Source organism: Brevibacterium sp. XM4083 (assembly GCF_006489205.2).
GTDB lineage: Bacteria > Actinomycetota > Actinomycetes > Actinomycetales > Brevibacteriaceae > Brevibacterium.
In genome coordinates this window covers 415831-434795 of the sequence record NZ_VFYR02000001.1, presented here as the reverse complement: position 1 = coordinate 434795, position 18965 = coordinate 415831, and the positions used below count along the sequence as shown (strand labels likewise).

12 protein-coding genes and 1 tRNA gene are annotated in these 18965 nt (G+C 68.8%); 5 read left to right on the top strand and 8 right to left on the bottom strand.

What is annotated here, in order from left to right; genetic code table 11:
* Positions 1-34 precede the first annotated feature (34 nt).
* From FJ887_RS01815 to FJ887_RS01805, 3 genes are all read right to left on the bottom strand, one after another.
* A complete protein-coding gene (locus FJ887_RS01815) occupies positions 35-757 on the bottom strand; it encodes a GntR family transcriptional regulator (protein ID WP_249356745.1) in 723 nt (240 codons plus the stop codon).
* Between the two features lie 19 nt (positions 758-776).
* Positions 777-1370, bottom strand: a complete 594-nt coding sequence (locus FJ887_RS01810; RefSeq protein WP_137825411.1) for a short chain dehydrogenase — start codon at positions 1368-1370, stop codon at positions 777-779.
* Between the two features lie 168 nt (positions 1371-1538).
* Complete coding sequence (locus tag FJ887_RS01805) at positions 1539-2285, bottom strand: TetR/AcrR family transcriptional regulator C-terminal domain-containing protein (RefSeq protein ID WP_171007030.1); 747 nt, start codon at positions 2283-2285, stop codon at positions 1539-1541.
* A gap of 45 nt (positions 2286-2330) precedes the next feature.
* Between FJ887_RS01805 and FJ887_RS01800 the strand changes: the two genes are divergently transcribed.
* Entirely contained in the window at positions 2331-3914 is a 1584-nt protein-coding gene (locus FJ887_RS01800) for an MFS transporter (RefSeq protein ID WP_137825413.1), read from the top strand.
* Positions 3915-4046: 132 nt separating this feature from the next.
* Here the strand turns inward: FJ887_RS01800 and FJ887_RS01795 are convergent.
* Positions 4047-4135, bottom strand: a tRNA-Ser gene (locus tag FJ887_RS01795).
* A 780-nt stretch (positions 4136-4915) separates the two neighbouring features.
* Between FJ887_RS01795 and FJ887_RS01790 the strand changes: the two genes are divergently transcribed.
* On the top strand, positions 4916-6880 hold the full coding sequence (locus FJ887_RS01790; RefSeq protein ID WP_137825414.1) for an LCP family glycopolymer transferase: 1965 nt from the start codon (positions 4916-4918) through the stop codon (positions 6878-6880).
* Positions 6877-9021 carry an FAD/NAD(P)-binding protein gene (locus FJ887_RS01785; RefSeq protein ID WP_137825415.1) on the top strand — a complete coding sequence of 715 codons (2145 nt, stop codon included), beginning with the start codon at positions 6877-6879 and terminating at the stop codon, positions 9019-9021. The genes FJ887_RS01790 and FJ887_RS01785 overlap by 4 nt, the downstream gene beginning before the upstream one ends.
* Before the next feature lie 230 nt (positions 9022-9251).
* Here FJ887_RS01785 and FJ887_RS18480 read toward each other — a convergent pair whose 3' ends face one another.
* Both FJ887_RS18480 and FJ887_RS01775 read right to left on the bottom strand, forming a co-directional pair.
* A complete protein-coding gene (locus FJ887_RS18480; protein ID WP_137825416.1) occupies positions 9252-11738 on the bottom strand; it encodes a YhgE/Pip domain-containing protein in 2487 nt (828 codons plus the stop codon).
* On the bottom strand, positions 11735-14593 hold the full coding sequence (locus tag FJ887_RS01775) for an MMPL family transporter (protein WP_140954834.1): 2859 nt from the start codon (positions 14591-14593) through the stop codon (positions 11735-11737). The genes FJ887_RS18480 and FJ887_RS01775 overlap by 4 nt, the downstream gene beginning before the upstream one ends.
* Before the next feature lie 181 nt (positions 14594-14774).
* On the opposite strand from FJ887_RS01775, the gene FJ887_RS01770 reads away from it, so the two are divergent.
* The gene (locus tag FJ887_RS01770; protein WP_137825418.1) at positions 14775-15434 is read left to right on the top strand and encodes a TetR/AcrR family transcriptional regulator; all 660 of its coding nucleotides are present in this window, start codon (positions 14775-14777) and stop codon (positions 15432-15434) included.
* A gap of 24 nt (positions 15435-15458) precedes the next feature.
* Positions 15459-16430: a hypothetical protein gene (locus FJ887_RS01765; RefSeq protein WP_137825419.1), complete on the top strand. Its 972-nt coding sequence runs from the start codon at positions 15459-15461 to the stop codon at positions 16428-16430.
* Between the two features lie 156 nt (positions 16431-16586).
* Here the strand turns inward: FJ887_RS01765 and FJ887_RS01760 are convergent, their stop codons facing one another.
* Both FJ887_RS01760 and FJ887_RS01755 read right to left on the bottom strand, forming a co-directional pair.
* Positions 16587-17744 (bottom strand): C45 family autoproteolytic acyltransferase/hydrolase, encoded by a 1158-nt coding sequence (locus FJ887_RS01760; RefSeq protein ID WP_137825420.1) that lies wholly within the window; start codon positions 17742-17744, stop codon positions 16587-16589.
* Positions 17741-18826 (bottom strand): MBL fold metallo-hydrolase, encoded by a 1086-nt coding sequence (locus FJ887_RS01755; protein ID WP_137825421.1) that lies wholly within the window; start codon positions 18824-18826, stop codon positions 17741-17743. Before FJ887_RS01755 ends, FJ887_RS01760 begins: the two co-directional genes overlap by 4 nt.
* Positions 18827-18965 lie beyond the last annotated feature (139 nt).

Below are 18965 nucleotides of genomic sequence, written 5' to 3'. Positions count from 1 at the left end.
ACCTCAGCGACTGATGGCAGCCCACCTGCCGAAGTCAGCCGTCCGCGACGCCGGAGACGAGGAGCGAAAGCTCCTGTGCACTGTCGATTGTGTGAACTTTCAACGCCATCCTGATCCGGGAATGGTCACGACTGCGAATGGCATTTATCAGCGCGGAGTGAATCGCATGGGCTCGCTGCGGGTCGCGTCGGGTGAACTGATCGTATGCGAGCACGATCGTCATCTGCGCCTCGACTACGGGCCAGATCCGCATAAGCAGATAGTTGTCCGAGGCTTGCCAGATACCACGATGGAATCGAATGTGCGCGGCATGCATCGCCAACGGGTCGCCGTCAGAGTCCTCGGCCTCGAACTGCTCCCAGATCGCCTCGAGGGTCGCCAGACGCCTCCCGGTGGGATCTGCGAGAATCTCCGTGATCGCTTCAGTGTCGAGCGCCACGCGAATCCGCGCAATCTCAAGAAGCGAGTCGGCTTCGATGTCGGCCACACGCAAACCTCGATAGGCCTCTTGTATGAGGAAACCGTCACTGGCCATCTGGTTGAGTGCCTCGCGCGCGGTGGGACGGCTGACATCGAGTGAGGATGTGAGCTCGGCTTCGATAATCCGCTGCCCGGGTCTCAGCTCGCCGAGGACGATGCGGCGCTTGATCTCGTCGATGACCCGCTGCCGCCTCTCAGTGTTCGACGCCGGCGGCCGCGCGCCCTCCGCGGCTCTTCCTTGCAGTGATTCGGCTACGGCACCGGTCTCGTCAATCACGACCTCAGCGCCGCGAGCCTTAGACTGCGAGAACTCGCCCATTGACATTGCCCTCGACCGCCCGAATGAAGGCCATCGCGACCTCACTGTCGGTCACCGGAGTCATCCCGGCGAATGCGTCGTGATAGTGAGGCGAGTTCGCGAGAACGTTGGGGCTCACCGCGTTGATGCGGATACCTCGGGGCAGTTCGGGCGCCGCCGCCAGGACAAAGGATTCGACTGCCCCGTTGGCCATCGCGGCCGCAGCTGCCGTCGGAACGGATTCTCGTGCAAGCACTCCGGTGGTCACGGTGATCGACCCTCCGTCGGCAACGTGGTCGAGGCCCTGCACGACGAATTCGAGCTGCCCGAGGGTCTTCGAGACGAACCCGGACATGTAGTCCTCCCGTGTTAGCTCTGTGACCGGCTTGAATGGGACGGATCCGGCCGCGACGACGATCGCATCGACGATTCCGACAGCTTCCAGGAGCGCACGGATCGAAGCTGGATCAGAAGTGTTCACTGCGGGGTCGGTCGTGCGGGAAACGGCGAGGACCTCATGTCCTCGACCTTCGAAGGCATCTCGCGCGACTCCTCCGACATGCCCTCCGGCGCCCACCAGCAGTATTCGCATGGCATCTCCTCCTCGGTCTCAATCACCTCGATCTGGCGATTGACTGACAATGTCGAGCCTAGGCTATCGACCGTTCAGGCACCAGCCCTGGAACTGACAATCAATCAACCTTGTTGGATATCGACCCGGCGACATTTGACGGCCTCGCTTGCCGGAAACTCGGCACTATCAGCCGAACTCAGAGCGTTCCTGAAAGGGTTTCGTGGACGCGACGATCCCGGCAAGCAGCAGGTCGAGGCCGGCGATGAACTGCTCGCGATCATCGTGGTCGCGGAAGTCGGCGGACACGCGGTGGAGGAACGGGTGCGTCCGGGCATCCATCCGCTCCCATTCCGCGGCGCGCTTCTCGAGCCATGCGGCCTGCGACTCCCCTCCGGCCGCGACCCCCGCGTTGCGTGCCATCTGGGCAGCGACTCCGAGGACGTAGTTGAGGATCGCCGTCGCCTGGTAGAACTGCTCGTCTCGGGCCGCCCCCGCCTCATCGAGGAGGGTGCCGATGCGATCGAGGGCCGTGAGCAGACTCGGCGCCGAGGCGGCTCCCGCCAGGATGACCCCGGCCCAGGGATGCGCGTCGAGCGCGTCGAAGAGACTCACCGCGATCCCTCGAACGGCGGCAATGGGCTCCGGGATCGGTGTCAAGCCGCCCTCGCCTGCCGCCCCGGACTCGCCTGTCGAACCGGCCTCCTCCGCAACGGCGGCGAGCACGGCATCACACGCGAGCGCGAGCAGGCCGCTGCGGTCCCCGACGTGCCAGTAGATGGACCCGGGGCCCGTGTGCAGGCGCGCCGCGAGCGCCCGCACGGTCAACCCGGGCTCCCCCGCCTCATCGAGCAGCTCGATGGCGGCGGCGACGATCGCCGCGCGGGTCAGCGAATCGCTCTTCGGACGACGTCCGGACGGACGAGAAGAATTCATACCCACCATCTTGACACAAATGGATCAACGTTCCACTGTTGAGGAATGGAACACCGATCCAATAATCAGCGCCCACTCACTCCGGCGCCGACCTCAACTCCCAACCGGACTGCCAGCCCCGACACGAGCGCACATCCACGCCCACGCTCCCTGCGCGGCGCATGGCTCGCCCTCCTCGGGCTCTCCGCCGTCTTCCTCATCGAAATGCTCGACACCTCGGTGCTCAATGTCGCCCTGCCGACGATCGCGACCGACCTCTCCGCGAACACCTCGCAGCTGCAGTGGGCGTCGGGGGCCTATGCACTCGTCTTCGGCGGACTCATGCTCGCCTTCGGGGCCATCGCCGACCGCTTCGGTCGCCGCCGCGTCATGCTCATCGGGCTCAGCCTCTTCGGGCTCGCGAGCGCAGCGGTCGTCCTCGTCACCACCCCGCTCGGGCTCATCGTCGTGCGCGTGCTCATCGGAGTCGCTGCCGCGATGACGGCGCCTGGCGCGATGGCACTGTCGTTCCGGCTCTTCGACGAGGATGCCCTGCGTGTGCGCGCCACCGCACTGATCTCCACGGTCGGCCTCGTCGGACTCGCCATCGGCCCGACGCTCGGCGGCCTCCTCCTGGCGATCGCACCCTGGCAGGCCCTGCTGCTCATCAACGTGCCCATCGCCGTGCTCGCGTTCGTCGGGGTCCGCTTCGGCATCGCCGCCGACGACCCCACCGAACTCCATCGCGCCCCCATCGACATCCTCGGCGCGGCTCTCGGCACTCTCGCCATCATCGCGACCCTGCTCGCGCCCACCCTGTTCGTCGACCTCGGGGCGCAGGATCCGCGGCCGTGGATCATCGCGGTCGCAGCACTGCTCGGGATCGCCGCGTTCATCGTCTGCGAACGACGCACCGGCCACCCCCTCGTCGATCCTGCGCTCATCCGCCGGCCCGCAGTCTCGCTGGGCCTGACCTATCAGGCGGCGCTCGGGCTGGCCACGGCAGGACTCGGCTACACCGTGACCCTGCAGCTGCAACTCGCGTGGGGATGGCCGCCGGCCCTGGCCGCGCTCGGCTCGCTCCCCCAGGTGCTCACGATGATCCTCATCGGACCGTTCGTCGACACGGTCATCCGCCGCGTGGGCATGGAATCGGCCGGGCGCCTCGGCGCCGGGGCTGTCGTCGCGGGCCTGGTTCTCTACGCGGCGGTCGGTCACGTCCACTACGTGTGGATCGCCGCATCCCTCGTCCTCGTCGCCGCTGGCATGCGGGTAGTGATGATCGCCGCGACGATCAGCGTCATGAAGGGCCTGCCGAAGGACAGGACGTCGATCGGAGCCGCGCTCAACGACACCGCGCAGGAGATCGCCTCGGGCATCGGCATCGCCGTGACCGGCACGGTCATCGCCGCCACCGTCGCCGGATCGCTCACCGCTGCACGGTGGACCACGACTCAGGCGAGCGCTTTCGAGAGTGCAGTGACGACCGGCACTCTTGCACTCGCGGTCGGCGCAGCCGCCCTCATCGTGTCTGCGAACATCCGTGTTGCGCGAGCAGCGCAGACGAGCACCCCTGAAAACGAGCATCCTGAGCAGACGACCGACGGGACTCGTGCGGATGCGCAGCCTGAGAAGTCACCAGAACGATGACGCGAGACATACCCGGAACGATGTCGTGAGACATCAGGTGAAAAACCGGAACGATGTCGTGAGACATACCCGGGTCAGAAAAGAGAAATGTGCCGCGACATCGAGTGAACGATGTCGCGACACATCACAACGCGGAGCCGGTGGGATTTGAACCCACGGTCCCCAGTTCAAGGGACTTCACCTTAGCAGGGTGACGCTTTCGGCCGCTCAGCCACGACTCCAGATTTCGGCCCGAGAACTCGCGCATTCCGCGAACCTCGGCACCACAGTTGAGACTGCGAGAACCAGCCTATGCGAAAGGAAGCTCCGAGAGCAAAGTTCGCGCGCACGGAGTGGCCTTGATCATATGAGCTGACCTCAGTTCGTCCGCGATGCCGCACGTTGAGGCAGTTTCCCAGGTCATCGCTGATGCGAATACCAGCATTCATCAATGTACCGGCGTAAAATCGTGGTGATGTGACCCGTGATCTGCGCTTCGACACTCCCGTTCGTCCGCTCATCGCTGGGTACATCTGCGCCGCTGACCAGGCGTCAAGGGCCCGAGATGCGACGCACGAGAAGAGCAACAAGGAGTAGAGAACTTGCCGGAGTTTCCCCCTGACAAGAGAGGACCTCAGGGGAGCGACCCTGATTCCTCCTCCGCCGGTCGCCGTCTCCGTGCCTCGTCCCGCCCTCGTTTCCGCGGCGAAGCCGCCGCCAGCTCGACCGAGAACTCCGGTTCCCCGTCGTCGCCGAACACCCCGGCCTCTCCCCCGCAGCCTCCGTCCGCAGCGCACAAGGACACCCCGAACTATTCGCTCAATCAGTCGCGACGCAGCGACTCGTCCGCAGACACGCCCCCTTCTGCCCACGCCGACGGCCCTCGCAGCTCCGAGTCGCGCGGGAACAACCGCGGAACCGACCGCCGCAGTGCAGAATCCCCCCAGAGCGCCGACCATCGCGGAGACTCGAAGGCGCCGACCCCGCGCCCCGTCGCCCCTCGCACACGGCGTGAAGCACGAATGCTGCGCGCCGCCGCGGCAAGCGGCGCCAGCGCCGCCGGTGTCGCCGCAGCCGCCCAGCAGAGTCCCGCTGGCCAGCAGCCGCCCGCCGGCCAGCAGCACTCTCCCGCACAGGACCGGGCACATCGCGCCGCCGGCGATGACGACAGGACCGCCCGAGGCCGCACGGACGACGACCGCCGCCGCACCGACGGCGACTCCCGCCGCGCCAGCGCTGCCGCAGCCGCAGCCACCGGAGCAGCGGGCAACGCTCGATCACACGCCGCCACCGCCTCGGCGTCGGCACCGACCACGAACGCCGCAGCCGGCGACGCCCAATCAGGGGACGAGTCCCCGGCCACCCGCGGACCGGCACGGGCCCGCCGACATTCCTCCCGCCTCGGCGAGGGATTCCCCTCACTCGTCGGATGGACCTCGCTGAGCACGCTCCTGCCCGGCGTCGGCCTGCTGCGGACGAAGTTCCGGCCGCTCGGGCTCATCGTCTTCGGCGGCTTCGTCCTCACGATCCTCGTCGCGATCGGCTACCTCCTCATCAAGGGACCCGTCCACGCCGTCGCGACGATCATCGCGACCCCGACGCTGCTCAACGTCCTCGCGATCGGCGCGGTCCTCGTCGGTCTCATCTGGATCGTCGTCATCGTCATCTCCCACCTCGGCCTGCGCAAGGGCCATCGGTATGCGCCGTGGCAGAACCGGATGTCCGGCCTCCTCGTCGTCTCCCTCGTCCTCATCATCGGCATTCCCTTCGGCATCGGCTCCGTCTACGCCCGCGTCCAGGCCGACACGATCGCCAGCCTCTTCGGCGCGAGCACCGGCAAGACCCTCGACGCGCAGGAGCTGTGGAAGGACAAGCCGTTCATCAACGTCTTCCTCATCGGCCGCGACAACGGCGACGACCGCACGGGCACCCGCCCGGACACGATGCTCGTCGCCTCGATCGACACGAAGACCGGCAACGCCGCGCTCATCTCCGTGCCCCGCAACCTCGCCTTCCCGATCTTCCCCGCGGACAGCCCCGAAGCCCAGGTCTGGCCCAACGGGTTCCGCCCCACCGGCGACTCCTCCGTCGACCTCATCAACGCCGTCTGGCAGTGGGGCGAGGAGAACCCCGACGCCGTCGGTGAGACGAACGGCCTCGAACCCGGCATGTCGGCGACGATGGCCGCCGTCGAAGGTTCGCTGGGGCTCAACCTCGACTACTGGGCCTCGGTCGACATGGCCGGCTTCGAAGACGTCGTCGACGCGATCGGCGGAGTCAACATCGATGTCGAACGACCCATCCCGATGGGCGGCGGCAAATCGATGTCGGGCGTGCCGAACAAGGTCTTCGGCTGGATCGATCCGGGCCCGCAGAACCTCAAGGGCAAGAAGGCGCTCTGGTACGTCCGCTCCCGCGAGGGCAGCGACAACTACGACCGCATGTGCCGTCAGCAGCGGATGCTCAAGACGACTCTCGAGCAGATCGATCCGCAGGAACTCGCCGCCGCCTACCCGAAGCTCGCCGGTTCGGCGACGAAGAACATCGCGACCTCGATCCCCCAGAACGAGATCCCCGCGTTCATCGAACTCGCCGTGGCGATGCAGAAGGGCGACGTCACCACCGTCCAGATCAACAACGACGTCACCCCCACCTACGACCCGGACTTCGATGTCCTCCACGAGTGGATCCAGGGCGAGATCCAGGGTGCCTCCGACGGTGCCGACACCCCGCAGCCGACGAACGACCCCTCGCAGAACAACGGCTCCGACGCCGCTCAGGATTCGTCGGACTCCGGCACCACCGACGACTCCCAGGACACGGAGACCGGCACCGAGGCGCCCGCCGGCGACGGCGCGACCGCTGAGCCCACCCCGGAGACCGTTCCGGGCGAACCGAACGCGGCGGGCATGTGCTACCCGCAGGACTACCAGCCGGGCGACCCGTGGCCCGGCTACCCCGGCCCCGGTGCCGGCACGCAGGAGTGACCGCCGACAGCACGGTCGCGATCATCGGAGTCGGCCCCCGCGGGCTGAGCGTCCTCGAGAGGATCGTCGCCCTCGCCGCCGCCCGCTGGCCCGACTCCCGCGACCCCATCGCCATCCACCTCATCGACCCGTACCCGCCCGGTGCGGGCATCGTCTGGCGCACCGACCAGCCGGCGAGCCTGCTGATGAACACGACGATCGGCGAGCAGACGATCTTCCCGGATACCAGCTGTTCCTTCCTCGCCGAGGAGGGAGCCGGGTCCACTGCCAACGACTCCGATCCCGCCGAGGCGGCTGCGTCGTCCGCGACCCCCGACCCCGCTGAATCCTTCCGCTTCGGCCCGACGATGGCGCAGTGGTACCGCGCCCGCGGCGGCACCGAGCCCGTCGACTCGACCTTCCCGAGCCGCACCCTCTACGGCGAGTACCTGCGCGACGCCTACGAGCGGATCCGCGCTGCCGCGCCTGACTTCATCGAGATCATCGAACACCGCACCACGGTCGAATCCGTCATCGACCTGCCCGCCGTCGACCTCCCCGGTGACGACTCGGAGGCGACCGCGCCTCCGCAGCTCGTGCGCTGCGAGGACGGGACGACGATCATCGCCTCGGCGGTCGTCCTCGCCGTCGGGCACATCCCGAGCGCCCAGGCCGACGAACGCGCCCGCCTCGCCGCCTATGCCCAGCGCAACGGGGGACTCTACATGCCCCAGAGCCTGCCCGCGGAGGCACCGCTGGGCGAGGTGCCCGCCGGCGCCCGCGTCATCGTCCGCGGCATGGGACTCAACTACTTCGACGTCCAGACCCTGCTGACGATCGAGCGGGGCGGACGCTTCACCGCCGACGAGGGTACCGGCGCGGTCAGCTACACCCCGAGCGGGGAGGAACCGCTCCTCTTCCTCGGCTCCCGCCGCGGCATCCCCTACCGCAGCAAGCCGATCAGCCCCGAGCACCCGCGCACCTCCTGGCCGCTGCGCTACTTCACGACGGACAACGTCGCCCAGCTCGCCGGTCTCGACGACCTCGACGGCGATGCCAAGGCCGCCGCCCGCTTCAACGATCAGCTGTGGCCGCTCATCCTCGCCGACATCCGCTTCGCGTACTACCGGACGCTGGCCCGGACGCACCCCGATGCGTTCGCCGATGACCCCGGACGTCTGCGCGAAGCGATCGCCGAGGCGGTCTCCCGCCACCTCACGCGCCGCACCTGGCAGGAGACCCACCCCGATGCCGAGGACTCCGCCGAGTCCTCCCGTTCCGGACGCGTCACCCGCGAAGCCTTCGCGTGGGCCGAGATCGAAGAGGAGCTCGTTCCCGACCCGGCGCACCGGCTCTCCCTCCACGACCTCCTCGACCCCCTCGAGGACAAGGAGTTCGCCGGGCGCGCGCCGGGCGCGGAATCCTCACTCCACGACTGGATGCTCGACTTCCTCCGCACCGACCTCCGCGATTCCCTCGCCGGCCCCCACGGCAGCCCCGTCAAGTCGCTCTTCATGGTGCTCTGGCAGGCGCGGCTCCTCCTCAAGGAGCTCATCGCCGACGGCCACATCGACCCGGTGAGCACGGATATGGAGATCCGCGGCTGGTTCGAGAACTTCGTCTCCGGGATCTGCGACGGTCCCCCGCCGAGGCGGATCGCCGAACTCATCGCCCTCGCCGATGCGGGCATCGTCCGCTTCATCGGCCCGGACATGCACATCGCGGAGAACGATCCCGCTGGGGCCCCGTCCGGGACGGACCCCGCGGCCGCTGATGCGCTGCCGCAGATCTTCGCGGTCACCTCGGCGCGGGTCGAGGGGACGGTGACCGGCAGCGTCGTCATCGATGCCGCATCGCCGACGAACTCCGTCGCCCTCGCTGCCGACGTCCTCATCCACGGGATGCTCGACCGGGGGCAGCTCACCTCGGCGCGTCTGACCTTGGACGACGGCCGCGAGAAGCGGTTGAGCGGGCTCGCAGTGACGCCGCGGCCCTACCGCACGATCGATGCCTTCGGCACGGTCCATCCGCGCCGCTTCGCCCTGTCGATCCAACTCTCCGCGGTGCAGTGGGGGCTGGCGATCGCTGCGAACCCGGACACCGACGCCGCGACCCTGTGCGACTCGAACGCCGCCGCCGAGGCGATCCTCGACCTCATCTGAGCCCGCCTCATCCGAGCCCGCCTCATCTGAGCGTGCTCGCTGCACACGCCCTGCCGGCACACGCAGCCGGCAGGGCCGCACACACAACCGGCAGGGCCGCGCCCGTTGCCGGCAGGGCCGATGCGCGCTCGATCAAGCGGCAGTGCGGATGCGGGCGCGTGCACGGCCCGCTATCCGCGCTGCGGCTTGATCGACGACCGGCGACCACCAGACGCCGCCGGCGGGCGGCGCTACGCCATCGCCAGGGCTTCCTCCGGCTTCGTCGTCCGGGCCCGGACGATCGCGAGCAGCGACATGACGAGCCCGATGACCGCCCAGGCGAGCAGCCCGCCATAGGCGGCACCGAGTCCGCTCGTGCCCGCCGCGATCGCTGAGAATCCGTTCATCGCCGGGGTCAGCGGCAGCAGTGGGGCGACGAACTGGAAGAACTCGGGCACGGCCCCGATGGTGCGCCCGGCGACGGCGAGGACGACGGCGATGACCGACAGGAATCGGCCGACTCCGCCGAACCACGCGACGAGTGCGAAGTTGAGCACCATGAACACGAGCGCGGAGACGAACGTGAGCACCGCGATGTCGAAGCCCTGGATCGCGTCGATGTCCATGACGGTGACGGCGAGGATCGCGAGCACGAGCGCCTGAACGAGCCCGACGGCGAGCCCCGGGACGAGACCGCGCAGCCACACCGACACCGACGACCGGGTCGAGAGCAAAGTCGACGACGGAATCGGCTTGAGCACGGTGTAGGTGACGAGTCCGCCGACCCAGAGCGCGAGCATGATGAGCAGGGCGATCGTCGATCCGGTGAGGAGGTTCGTCACCGAATCCGTGTCCGGGGCTTCGATGTTCGCCGAGGCGACCCGGGAGAGCTTGTCCCGGTCCGGCGCCGAGTACGACGGCACTTCGTCAGCGCCGTCCTGCACGCCGTCGGCGAACTGTCCGACGCCGTCGGTGTACTCCTCGGAGCCGTCGGCGAGCTGGCCGAGCCCGTCGGCGAGGTCGGTCGAGCCCGTCGCCGCCTGCGAGACGCCCGTCGTGTACTGGTCGAGGCCGGTCGACAGCTGGCCGGCGCCGTCGGAGAGCTGACTCGCGCCGTCGGAGAGCTGGCTGGCACCGTCGGCGGACTGCGAGATGCCGTCGGTGAGCGCCGGCATGCCGTCGGCGAGCTGCTGGCTGCCGTCAGCGACCTGGGAGGCGCCGTCGGCGAGCTGTGAGCTGCCGTCGGCGAGTTCCGAGGCGCCGTCGCGCAGACCCTGCGAGGCTTCGAGCAGCTGCGGGGCGTTGTCGGCGATGTCCTGCATGCCGTCGGCGAGGTCGCCGAGGCCGTCCTCGAGCCCCTTGACGAACTCGCTCATCCCTGAGCTGAGATCATCGGCACCCGTGGCCAGCGACGCCGCCCCGCCGAGGAGGGACTGATCGTCGTCGGTCGAGCCGAGTCCCTCGACGGCCGAGTTCAGCCCACCCGAGGTGCCGGCGAGCAGACCCTGGGCATACGCCTGCTCCGCGCCCTGGCAGGCAGGCTCCGGGGTCCCGGCCGGGCACAGCTGAGCACGGATCTGGTCGGCCTGACCGCTGGTCAGCAGGCCGGCGCTGACGAGCGAGTCGAGACCGGTGACCGTGCCGCTCTGGGCGAGCTCGTCCGCGTCGTCGGCCCCGGACTGCAGACCGTCCCGATACTCGCCAAGGCCGTCGGACAGACCGTTGGCCCCTTCGGCGACGCCTTTCGCTCCCTTGTCGAGTTCCTGACCACCGGAGATGAGGTCGTCGAGACCGCCCTGACCCGAACCGCTGCCGGAGTCGCCCGACAGGCCCTTGATGATCTCGTCGATCGACGTCGTGTACTCGTCGACGCCGCTCGACAGGTCACCGGCACCGGTCGAGAGATCGCTCGCCCCGGACGAGAGATCGCCCGCGCCGTCGGCGAGCTGCTGGGTGTCATCGGGCAGACTCGCCGTCTCGTCCCGCATCGTGCCGAGGCCCGTCGACAGCTCACCGGCACCGGTGGCGAGCTCCCCCGCACCCGTGGCCAGGTCGCCGGCTCCGGAGCTCAGCTCGCCGCCGGCGCTGTCGAGTTCGCCCATGCCGGCGGCGAGCTCACCGGCACCGTCGGCGGACTGCCGGGTGCCTTCGGAGAGCTGCTGGGCGCCGTCGTCGAGTTCGCCGGCGGCGTCGCCGAGCTTGCGCATCTGCGTGCCCATGTCGTTGAACCCGACGTAGATGTTGTCGAGGTAGGTCTCCGTCATCTCCGTGTTGAAGGTCGTGCGCGCCACCTCGGCGACGGACCGGGAGATGAGCTGGTCCGATGCGGGCGCGACTCCGGACACGTCGACGTCGAGCTGCGTCTGCGTCGCGGTGTCGGCGTCGGAGACCGAGGTGACGGCCCGGGAGAAGCCGGCGGGAATCGTCAGCCGGGCGGCATACGTGCCGTCGGCCAGGCCCTTCTCCGCGTCCTCCTCGTCGGTGATGACCCAGTCGACGTTGTTGTCCTTCTCTCCGACGAGCCCACTCGTGAGCTCCCGTCCGATGGGCACCGTCTGACCGTCCACCTCGGCGCCCTCATCGTTGTTGACGATCGCGGCCTCGATCGTGTCGAGCCGGTCCCCGCTCTTCCAGGTCGCGAGGATGAACCCGGCGGCCACGATGATGGGGATGAGGACGAGACCGGCGAAGGACAGCCAGGTCACGGGCTTCTTGGAGTTCGCTCGCTCGAGTCTCACGACTGTACGCCTTCCGTGTGGTTCGTCGCGGCCGCGCCGGTGCGCGCGCCGCTGCTGTCGGTGCCCTCAGGAGCACGAGTGTCGTCGTCGGGGTCGATCGTCGCCGCGTCGAGATCGAGGTGGAGGTAGTCGGCGTGCGGCGGCAGGATCCCGCGCACATCCCCGTCCGGCAGGGCGAGCACGACGGCGGTGCCTTCGGCGGTGAGTTCGGGCAGGGCATCGGCGAGGTACCGGCCCTCGCTGCGGGTCAGCGCCTCGGCGCCGTCGATGACGAGCAGGGCGGGCACGTCCCGGCGCAGACGGGCGATCTCCTGCGCCCCCGGCGGCGGGGTCCCTCCCTCGCCGAGGTCGTAGAACGGCACCGTGCGCCTGACCTTTCCGGCATGCTCGGGCAGGACCAGCGCACCGATCTTCATCTCCCCGGCCGTGAGCGGGACACGACCGGTCATCGCGAGCAGGAGCGCGGTGCGATCCGCTCCGCTGACGACGAGGGTCTGCCCGGGCAGGAGCGAGACGTCGACGTGGGAGAAGCCGCGACCGTGGGCGCTCACCCCGACGCCGCGGCCGAAGATGCGGTAGGGCGAGTTCGGTTCGGGCCAGTCGCGCAGGGCCACTTCGTGGGCGAGGCCCTCCCCTTCGACGTCGAGCCGCGGCAGGATCCGATCGAGCCATTTCGGCAGCCACCAGGCCTTGTCGCCGAGAAGCTGCATGATCGCCGGCACGAGCGACATGCGCACGAGGAACGCGTCGACGAAGATGCCGGCGGCCAGGGCGAGCGCGATCGATTTGATGATCGGCTCACCGGCGGGCACGAACGCCGCGAACACGGAGAACATGATGACCGCGGCGGCCGCGACGACCCGGGCGGAGGAGAGGAACCCGGTGCGGATCGCCTGCCGGGCGCTCGCGCCATGGACGTAGGCCTCCCGCATCCCGGAGACGAGGAAGACCTCGTAGTCCATCGCGAGTCCGAAGAGGATGCCCATGAGGATGATCGGGAGGAAGCTGATGACCGGGCCCGTCTGGTCGATGCCGAGCGGGCCGGCGAGGTACCCGTCGTGGAAGACGAGGACGACGGAGCCGAACGACGCGAAGACCGACAGGAGGAAGCCGCCGGTGGCCTTGAGGGGCACGGCGATCGAGCGGAAGACGATCGTGAGGAGGATGATCGAGAGGCCGACGACGAAGATCCCGAAGGGCACGAGCGCCTGGCCGAGCTGGTCGGAGACGTCGATCTGGATGGCCGTGGCACCGGTGACGGCGGTGTCGTAGCCGTAGTCGTCCTCGATCTGCGTGCTCAGCTCGCGCAGCCGGTTGACGGTGTCGAGGGTGGCCGGGTCATCCGAGCTCGTCGTCGGGATGATCTGGAAGAGCGCGGTCGTCGCGTCCCGGTTCGGGGTCGCGAGCACGACCTGCTCGACCCCGGGGACCTCGGCGATGCGGGCCTCGATGTCGTCGACGTCGCCGAGCGGATCATCGGAGGTGACGATCTCGCTCGTCATGACGAGCGGACCGTTGTAGCCGGGACCGAAGTGCTCGTCGATGAGGTCGTACGTCGTCCGGGCCGGAGTCCCCTCCTCCTGCTGACCCGCTGTGGGCAGGGACAGCTGCAGCTGGGTGGCGGGGATCGCGAAGAGGCTCAGGCCCCCGACGATGACGACGATCGTGAGGATCGGGATCTTCGTCACCGCAGTCAGCCAGCCGGAGTAGAAGCGGTCCATGAACGTCTGCGGATAGGGTTCGCCCGCCTCAGCGAGAACGGTCCTGTCCGTGCTGGCATCGCGTCCCTCGGCCTCCGCCCTGGCCATGGCCCGGCGGTAGCGGCGGGAGGGCTTCGGGGTGATCTTCGCCTTCGCGAACCCGAGCAGGGCGGGCACCATCGTCAGGGAGATCATCACGGCGACCGCGACCGACCCCGAGGCTCCGATGCCCATGACGGTGAGGAACGGGATGCCCGCCAGCGAGAGGCCGAGCAGGGCGATCATCACGGTGATGCCGGCGAAGACGACGGCCGATCCCGCCGTCGCCACCGCCCGTCCGGCGGCTTCGATGGGTTCGTGGCCCTCGGCCAGCAGCGCTCTGGCCCGGGAGACGATGAAGAGCGCGTAGTCGATGCCGACGGCAAGTCCGAGCATGAGAGCGAGCATGATCGACGAGGAGTTGATCGCCCCGAACGCCGTCGCCCCGACGACGAGGAGGACGGAGATCGCCACACCGATGAGCGCCGTGATGAGCGGCATGCCGGCGGCGCGGAACGATCCGAGGGTGAGGAGGAGGACGACGAAGGCGATGATGACGCCGATCCCCTCGACCCAGGAGACGTGGACGCCGGTGATCTGGAAGAGCTCACCGCCGGCCTCGACCTCGGCGCCGGGCAGGTCCGCGCGGATTCCATCGAGCGCGGCGACGAGCTCATCGGCGGCCTCGGGTCCTCCGACTTCCTGGAGGGTGCCGTCGTATTGGACGGAGATCATCGCCGCCTGGCCGTCGTCGCTGATCGCACCTTCGACCATGTCGTCGAACGGTGAGGTCACGGCGTCGACGTTGGGCAGCTCGCCGAGGTCGTCGACGGCCTGCTCGATCCCGTCTCGGTAGTCGGGGTCGGTGACGGACTGTCCGTCGGGGGCGACGACGATGACCGACGCCGAGGTGCCGGCCGCCTCGGGGAAAGTCGCCTTCATCGCGTCGAGGGCGACCTGCGCCTCCGAGCCCGGGAGCGTGAAGTCGTCATCGAAGTCCTCGGCGAAGGCGGCGACGCCGGCGGCGACGAGGCCGAGGATGACCAGCCAGAGAGCGATGAAGCGCACCGGCTGGCGGAAGGCCCGGCGCCCGAGGGTGTAGAGAAATGTCGACACGAAGACCTCGATACAAAAGTGTATTGGATACAGTCATGTATTCTTGTGGACAACGCCTCTCGAGCGCAAATCAGTATGAGAGAATCGTGTGATTTCCCATGGGATGCCCAGTTTCGGCCGGGACGTCCCGGCCGGGAGGCGGACCAGCCGGGAGACGAGAGACGGGCGAGACTGACACGCGATGAACACCGAGAACCTCAGCGACCGCCGGCGCCGGACCCGATCGACCCTCGTCGAGGCCGGCGTCTCCGTGTTCGCGGTCAAGGGCATCGAAGGAGCGTCGATCGAGGAGATCTGCGAAGCCGGCGGCCTGACCCGCGGCGCGTTCTACTCGAACTTCTCCAGCCGCGACGACCTCGTCCTCGCGACCCTCGAGATCCGTGCCGCCGAGACCCTCGACCGCCTCGATGCGACGATCCAGCGGTGGAAGGAGCAGCTCGACGACACCGACGCCGCGGAGATCCGGCCGCTGCTCACGCAGTTCGTCGAGGAGATCTTCACCGAGAAGCTCCACACCGTCGCCGATGCGATCGCCGAGCAGGAGGTCGAACTCTACTGCCTGCGGGTCCCGGAGCTCTACGCGCGCTATCAGGAGCTCGACGCCGGCCGCCGGGAGAGGCTCGCCCGACTCGTGCGCACGGCGATCGAGAACGTCGGCGCGGTGCCGACGATCCCGCTCGACAGCCTGCTGACGATCCTCATCTCCCTCTTCACCCACCTCTCGCTGCAGTCCGCTGCCGGACGCGATCTGCGCGACCCCGTCGACATCGAACCGGACCTCATCGTCGAGGTTCTCCTCCGGTTCCTCGATTTCACCGACTGCGCGACCCCTGAGGCCTGAGCTCCAGCGGCTAAGGTGGAGGGCGTGACTGATCTTCAGCGTGAATACACGGCCTTCATCAACAACATGGACGTCCGCCTCGGCGCGTTCGTGCTCGCGGACCTCCCCCAGTCCGTCGAACAGGAGGACGGCACCCAGGCGCCCTTCCGCAAGGACATGAGCCCGGAGTCCCTGCCGCTCATCGAGCACTTCGTGCTCTCCCGGTTCGCCGACCCCGACGAGGTCGTCTCCCCCGATAACCACCGCTTCGTCGAGGGGCTCATCCGCTACCTCGGCGAGACGTATCTGCGCGCCGTCGGCGGGGCATGGGACCACGACGAGACGACAGGCAACGGGATGCCGTTCATCCGCCCCGACAATGCCGACGGGCCGACCAAGGGTGAGCCGATCCCCCTCGTCGCCGTCGTCCTCACCGCCGTCGACCAGCGCACCGGAGGGATCTTCACCGCCGTGCTCGACCGGGCCCGCCAGGAGCTCGGCGGCGACGGCAGCCCGCGGCGGACCTCGACGGGTCTGTCGATCGGGATGCTCACGTCCGAGAACTCCTCCGAGGAGGAGGTCGAGTTCCTCTCCCGCTTCCTCGGCACCGTCGAGCCGGGCATCGCCGCGTGGACGAAGGAGCAAGCCGACCCGCAGTCGTGGGCCCTCGACCGTGACAGCCTCGTCCGGCTCGGCAAGCAGCTGAACGTCCGGTACGACTCCCGCGACGAGATGATGGCCGACGACGAGATCGCCTTCGTCGGCGGGGCGATGCGCTTCATCGGCGAGACGATCCGGCGCATCGGACTCGGTCAGTGGCGCTACGGGGCCGAGCTCGAGGCCGACGACCCCCGCAGCCAGCAGCCGTTCATCCGCTTCGTCATCGGCGACCAGAACCTCGACATCGTCCCATGGAAGCTCGCACAGGCCGCCCTTGACGACCCCGAGGCGATCGCGAAGGGCCTCGACACGATCATCGAGATGCGCACCGAGGAGGCGGAGAAGTCCGCCGAATGAGGTGACGGCCCGCGCTCGTCAGGGCCGGCCGGTGCCGGTTTGCGCGGGTTGAACGCCGGTTTGCGCCAGTTGAATCTGAGATGGCCACGACCGGTAATGGCCATCTCAGATTGACCTGGCGCAAACTCGTCGGGACCCGGAGCGGCCGGCGCCGGGTCAGAGCTGGAAGCGGCGGTTGCCGTGGAGGCCGTCGGCCGGTGGCCCGGGTGCGAGCTCGATCGTCTTCGCGCCCGGGTCGATCTGCACCGTGACGAGGGTCGCCGGCCGATCCCCGTAGGCGGCGCCGGGCTCCGGCGTGCAGCTCACCGGCGGATCACCCGGTCCCGAGGTGAGGAGGGCGACGAGGTCGGCCGTCGTCTCCGGCGGATGCCCCGCGGTGATCGCGGCAGCGGCACGGGCGGCGAGGAAGTCATAGCGCGGCCGTGAGCTCGAGTCCGCGCGCAGCTCCATCGCTCCGGCCTGGAGGTCGGGGTGGAGGAAGTGGTTCGTGTGGACGAGGACGTCGGCCTCGGCGAGCACCGCCTCGGTGTCAGCAGTCCCCTTGTCGCCGCGCCCCACGGGGTCCCCGGGGCGGAGTTCGCGCTTGGACTCTCCGGCGATCTCGACCTGGACGGCCGCCTCGGCGGTGACGACGGTGATGACCGACGACGATGACGTCGGAGCGGAGCGGATGATCTCCAGCGCCTCGGTGAGGGTGTGCGCGGTCGAGAGCACCCGGTTGAGGACGGCATGGACGGGCACTCCCCCGGCCCGGTCGTCCGCGTGCTTGAGGATGTTGAGGTGGACGCCGACGCCGGCGTCGTTGAGGCCGATCTTGCCGAGCATCCCGTACTCGGCGATGCCGACGTGGCGCAGCTGGCCGGGCACGGCCCCGACGTCGCCGATGTGCCACAGCGTCGAGAAGTCGGCGAGCCAGTCCCAGGTCTGCGCCGAGACCGTCGCACCGTGCACGACCCGGGTCACCGTCGAGCACTCGGTGGGGGCGGCCCCCGCAAGCGTCATGATCTCCGTGCGGGCTATGACCTCCATGATCTCGGTGACCGTGCGCCCGGAGCCCTCGGCGACCGCGGAGATCTCAGCGGCGGCCTCCGGCGCCCACGCCTGCACGCGCGCATAGCTGTCGTCGGCGGCATGGCGGGCGTCGACCTCGGTGATGCCGAGGTGGGCGAAGTACCGCTGGTAGCCGGCGATCGCCGCGCCGATCCCGGTGCGCAGTTCGCGACCGCGCTGCAGCCCGCGCTGGATGTGGTCACCGGCGCGGGAGACGAAGACCTCCGGGCGCACCGCGGCGGCGGGCACGAAGTCCGGCCTCACGGCTGCCCCTGCCCGACGAGCGAGCCGGTGCCGACGTCGAGGTCGAGGTAGTGCATGTGCGCGGCGGTCTCGGCGAGCGCGGCGAAGAGGTTGAAGTGGTGGAGCTGGTCGAATCCGCGGGCCCAATGCAGGCCCTGGGCGATCGAGTAGACGGAATGGTCGTCGGTCTCGCTCATCCGCGCGTCGATCTCGGCGAGACGCTCGCGATGGTGCGCGACGAGCTCCCGCTGGCGCTCGTGGAGACCGCGGAACCGGAAGCCGTGCGCGGGCAGGACGGCGATGTCGGCAGCGAGCGCGCCCATCTTCTCGAGCGATCCGAGATAGTCGCCGAGGCTGTGCGTGATCGAGCCGCTGTCGAGGCCGATGTTCGGCGTGATCGTCGGCAGGACATGGTCGCCGGAGAAGAGGAGTTCGCCCTCGCGGACGAAGGCCGTGTGCCCGTAGGTGTGGCCCGGGGTCCACAGAGCATCGAGGCGTCCGGTCTCGAGCGGCAGCGTCGCCCCGTCCTCGAGGATGCGCAGCGTGTCAGGCAGCTGTGCGAGCTGGAGGGCGAAGGGATCGCGTCCGGTTCCGTCCTCGCGCTTCCCCGGCTTGCTGACCTGGAGGGATTCGACCTCGTGCCAGCGCTCCTCGGGCACCCCGTAGGCGCGGGCGATGTTGAGGTTCGGATCGGTGCCCGTGCCGAGGTCGACGGCCCGTGAGGCGAAGCGCTTGACCGCGCGCAGGTCCTCCCCGTGGAGTGCCACCCACATCGCCGGGTTCTCCTTGATGAGCGCGGGGACGAGCCCGATGTGGTCGCGGTGGTAGTGGGTGATCGCGACGCCGTGGATGTCGCGCACGGCGAATCCGAGGTCGGCCAGCGCCGAGGCGAGCGCGAGGTACTGGTCCCGCCCGTCCCAGCCGGGGTCGATGAGGACGACGCCGTCGCCGTCGGCGAGCGCATAGCAGTACGTGTAGACGAGGGGGTTGTTCGGAATCGGCACCGGGATCGCCCATACACCGTCTGCGGTCTGCTCGACCGGCGGGAGGACCCGATCCTTCCACGCGTGGGACTGCTGGGGGCTGAGCGTTTCGATCGGCATCGGTGCGTTTCTCTCCTCGTCGAGCAGTGATGATCCTCATCGGGAAGCGGTGAGCTCCTCCGCCCAACCTACTCCCAATCGCGGGAAACTGAAAGATCGTTCGACAATTGACTGAGCCACGGACCTTGCCGCCACTCAA

Excerpts from the sequence above, each read along its gene's own strand:
- FJ887_RS01810 (WP_137825411.1), bottom strand. The coding sequence starts at position 1,370 with ATGCGAATACTGCTGGTGGGCGCCGGAGGGCATGTCGGAGGAGTCGCG.
- FJ887_RS01805 (WP_171007030.1), bottom strand. The coding sequence starts at position 2,285 with ATGAATTCTTCTCGTCCGTCCGGACGTCGTCCGAAGAGCGATTCGCTG.
- FJ887_RS01800 (WP_137825413.1), top strand. The coding sequence starts at position 2,331 with ATGGAACACCGATCCAATAATCAGCGCCCACTCACTCCGGCGCCGACC.
- FJ887_RS01790 (WP_137825414.1), top strand. The coding sequence starts at position 4,916 with ATGCTGCGCGCCGCCGCGGCAAGCGGCGCCAGCGCCGCCGGTGTCGCC.
- FJ887_RS01770 (WP_137825418.1), top strand. The coding sequence starts at position 14,775 with ATGAACACCGAGAACCTCAGCGACCGCCGGCGCCGGACCCGATCGACC.
- FJ887_RS01755 (WP_137825421.1), bottom strand. The coding sequence starts at position 18,826 with ATGCCGATCGAAACGCTCAGCCCCCAGCAGTCCCACGCGTGGAAGGAT.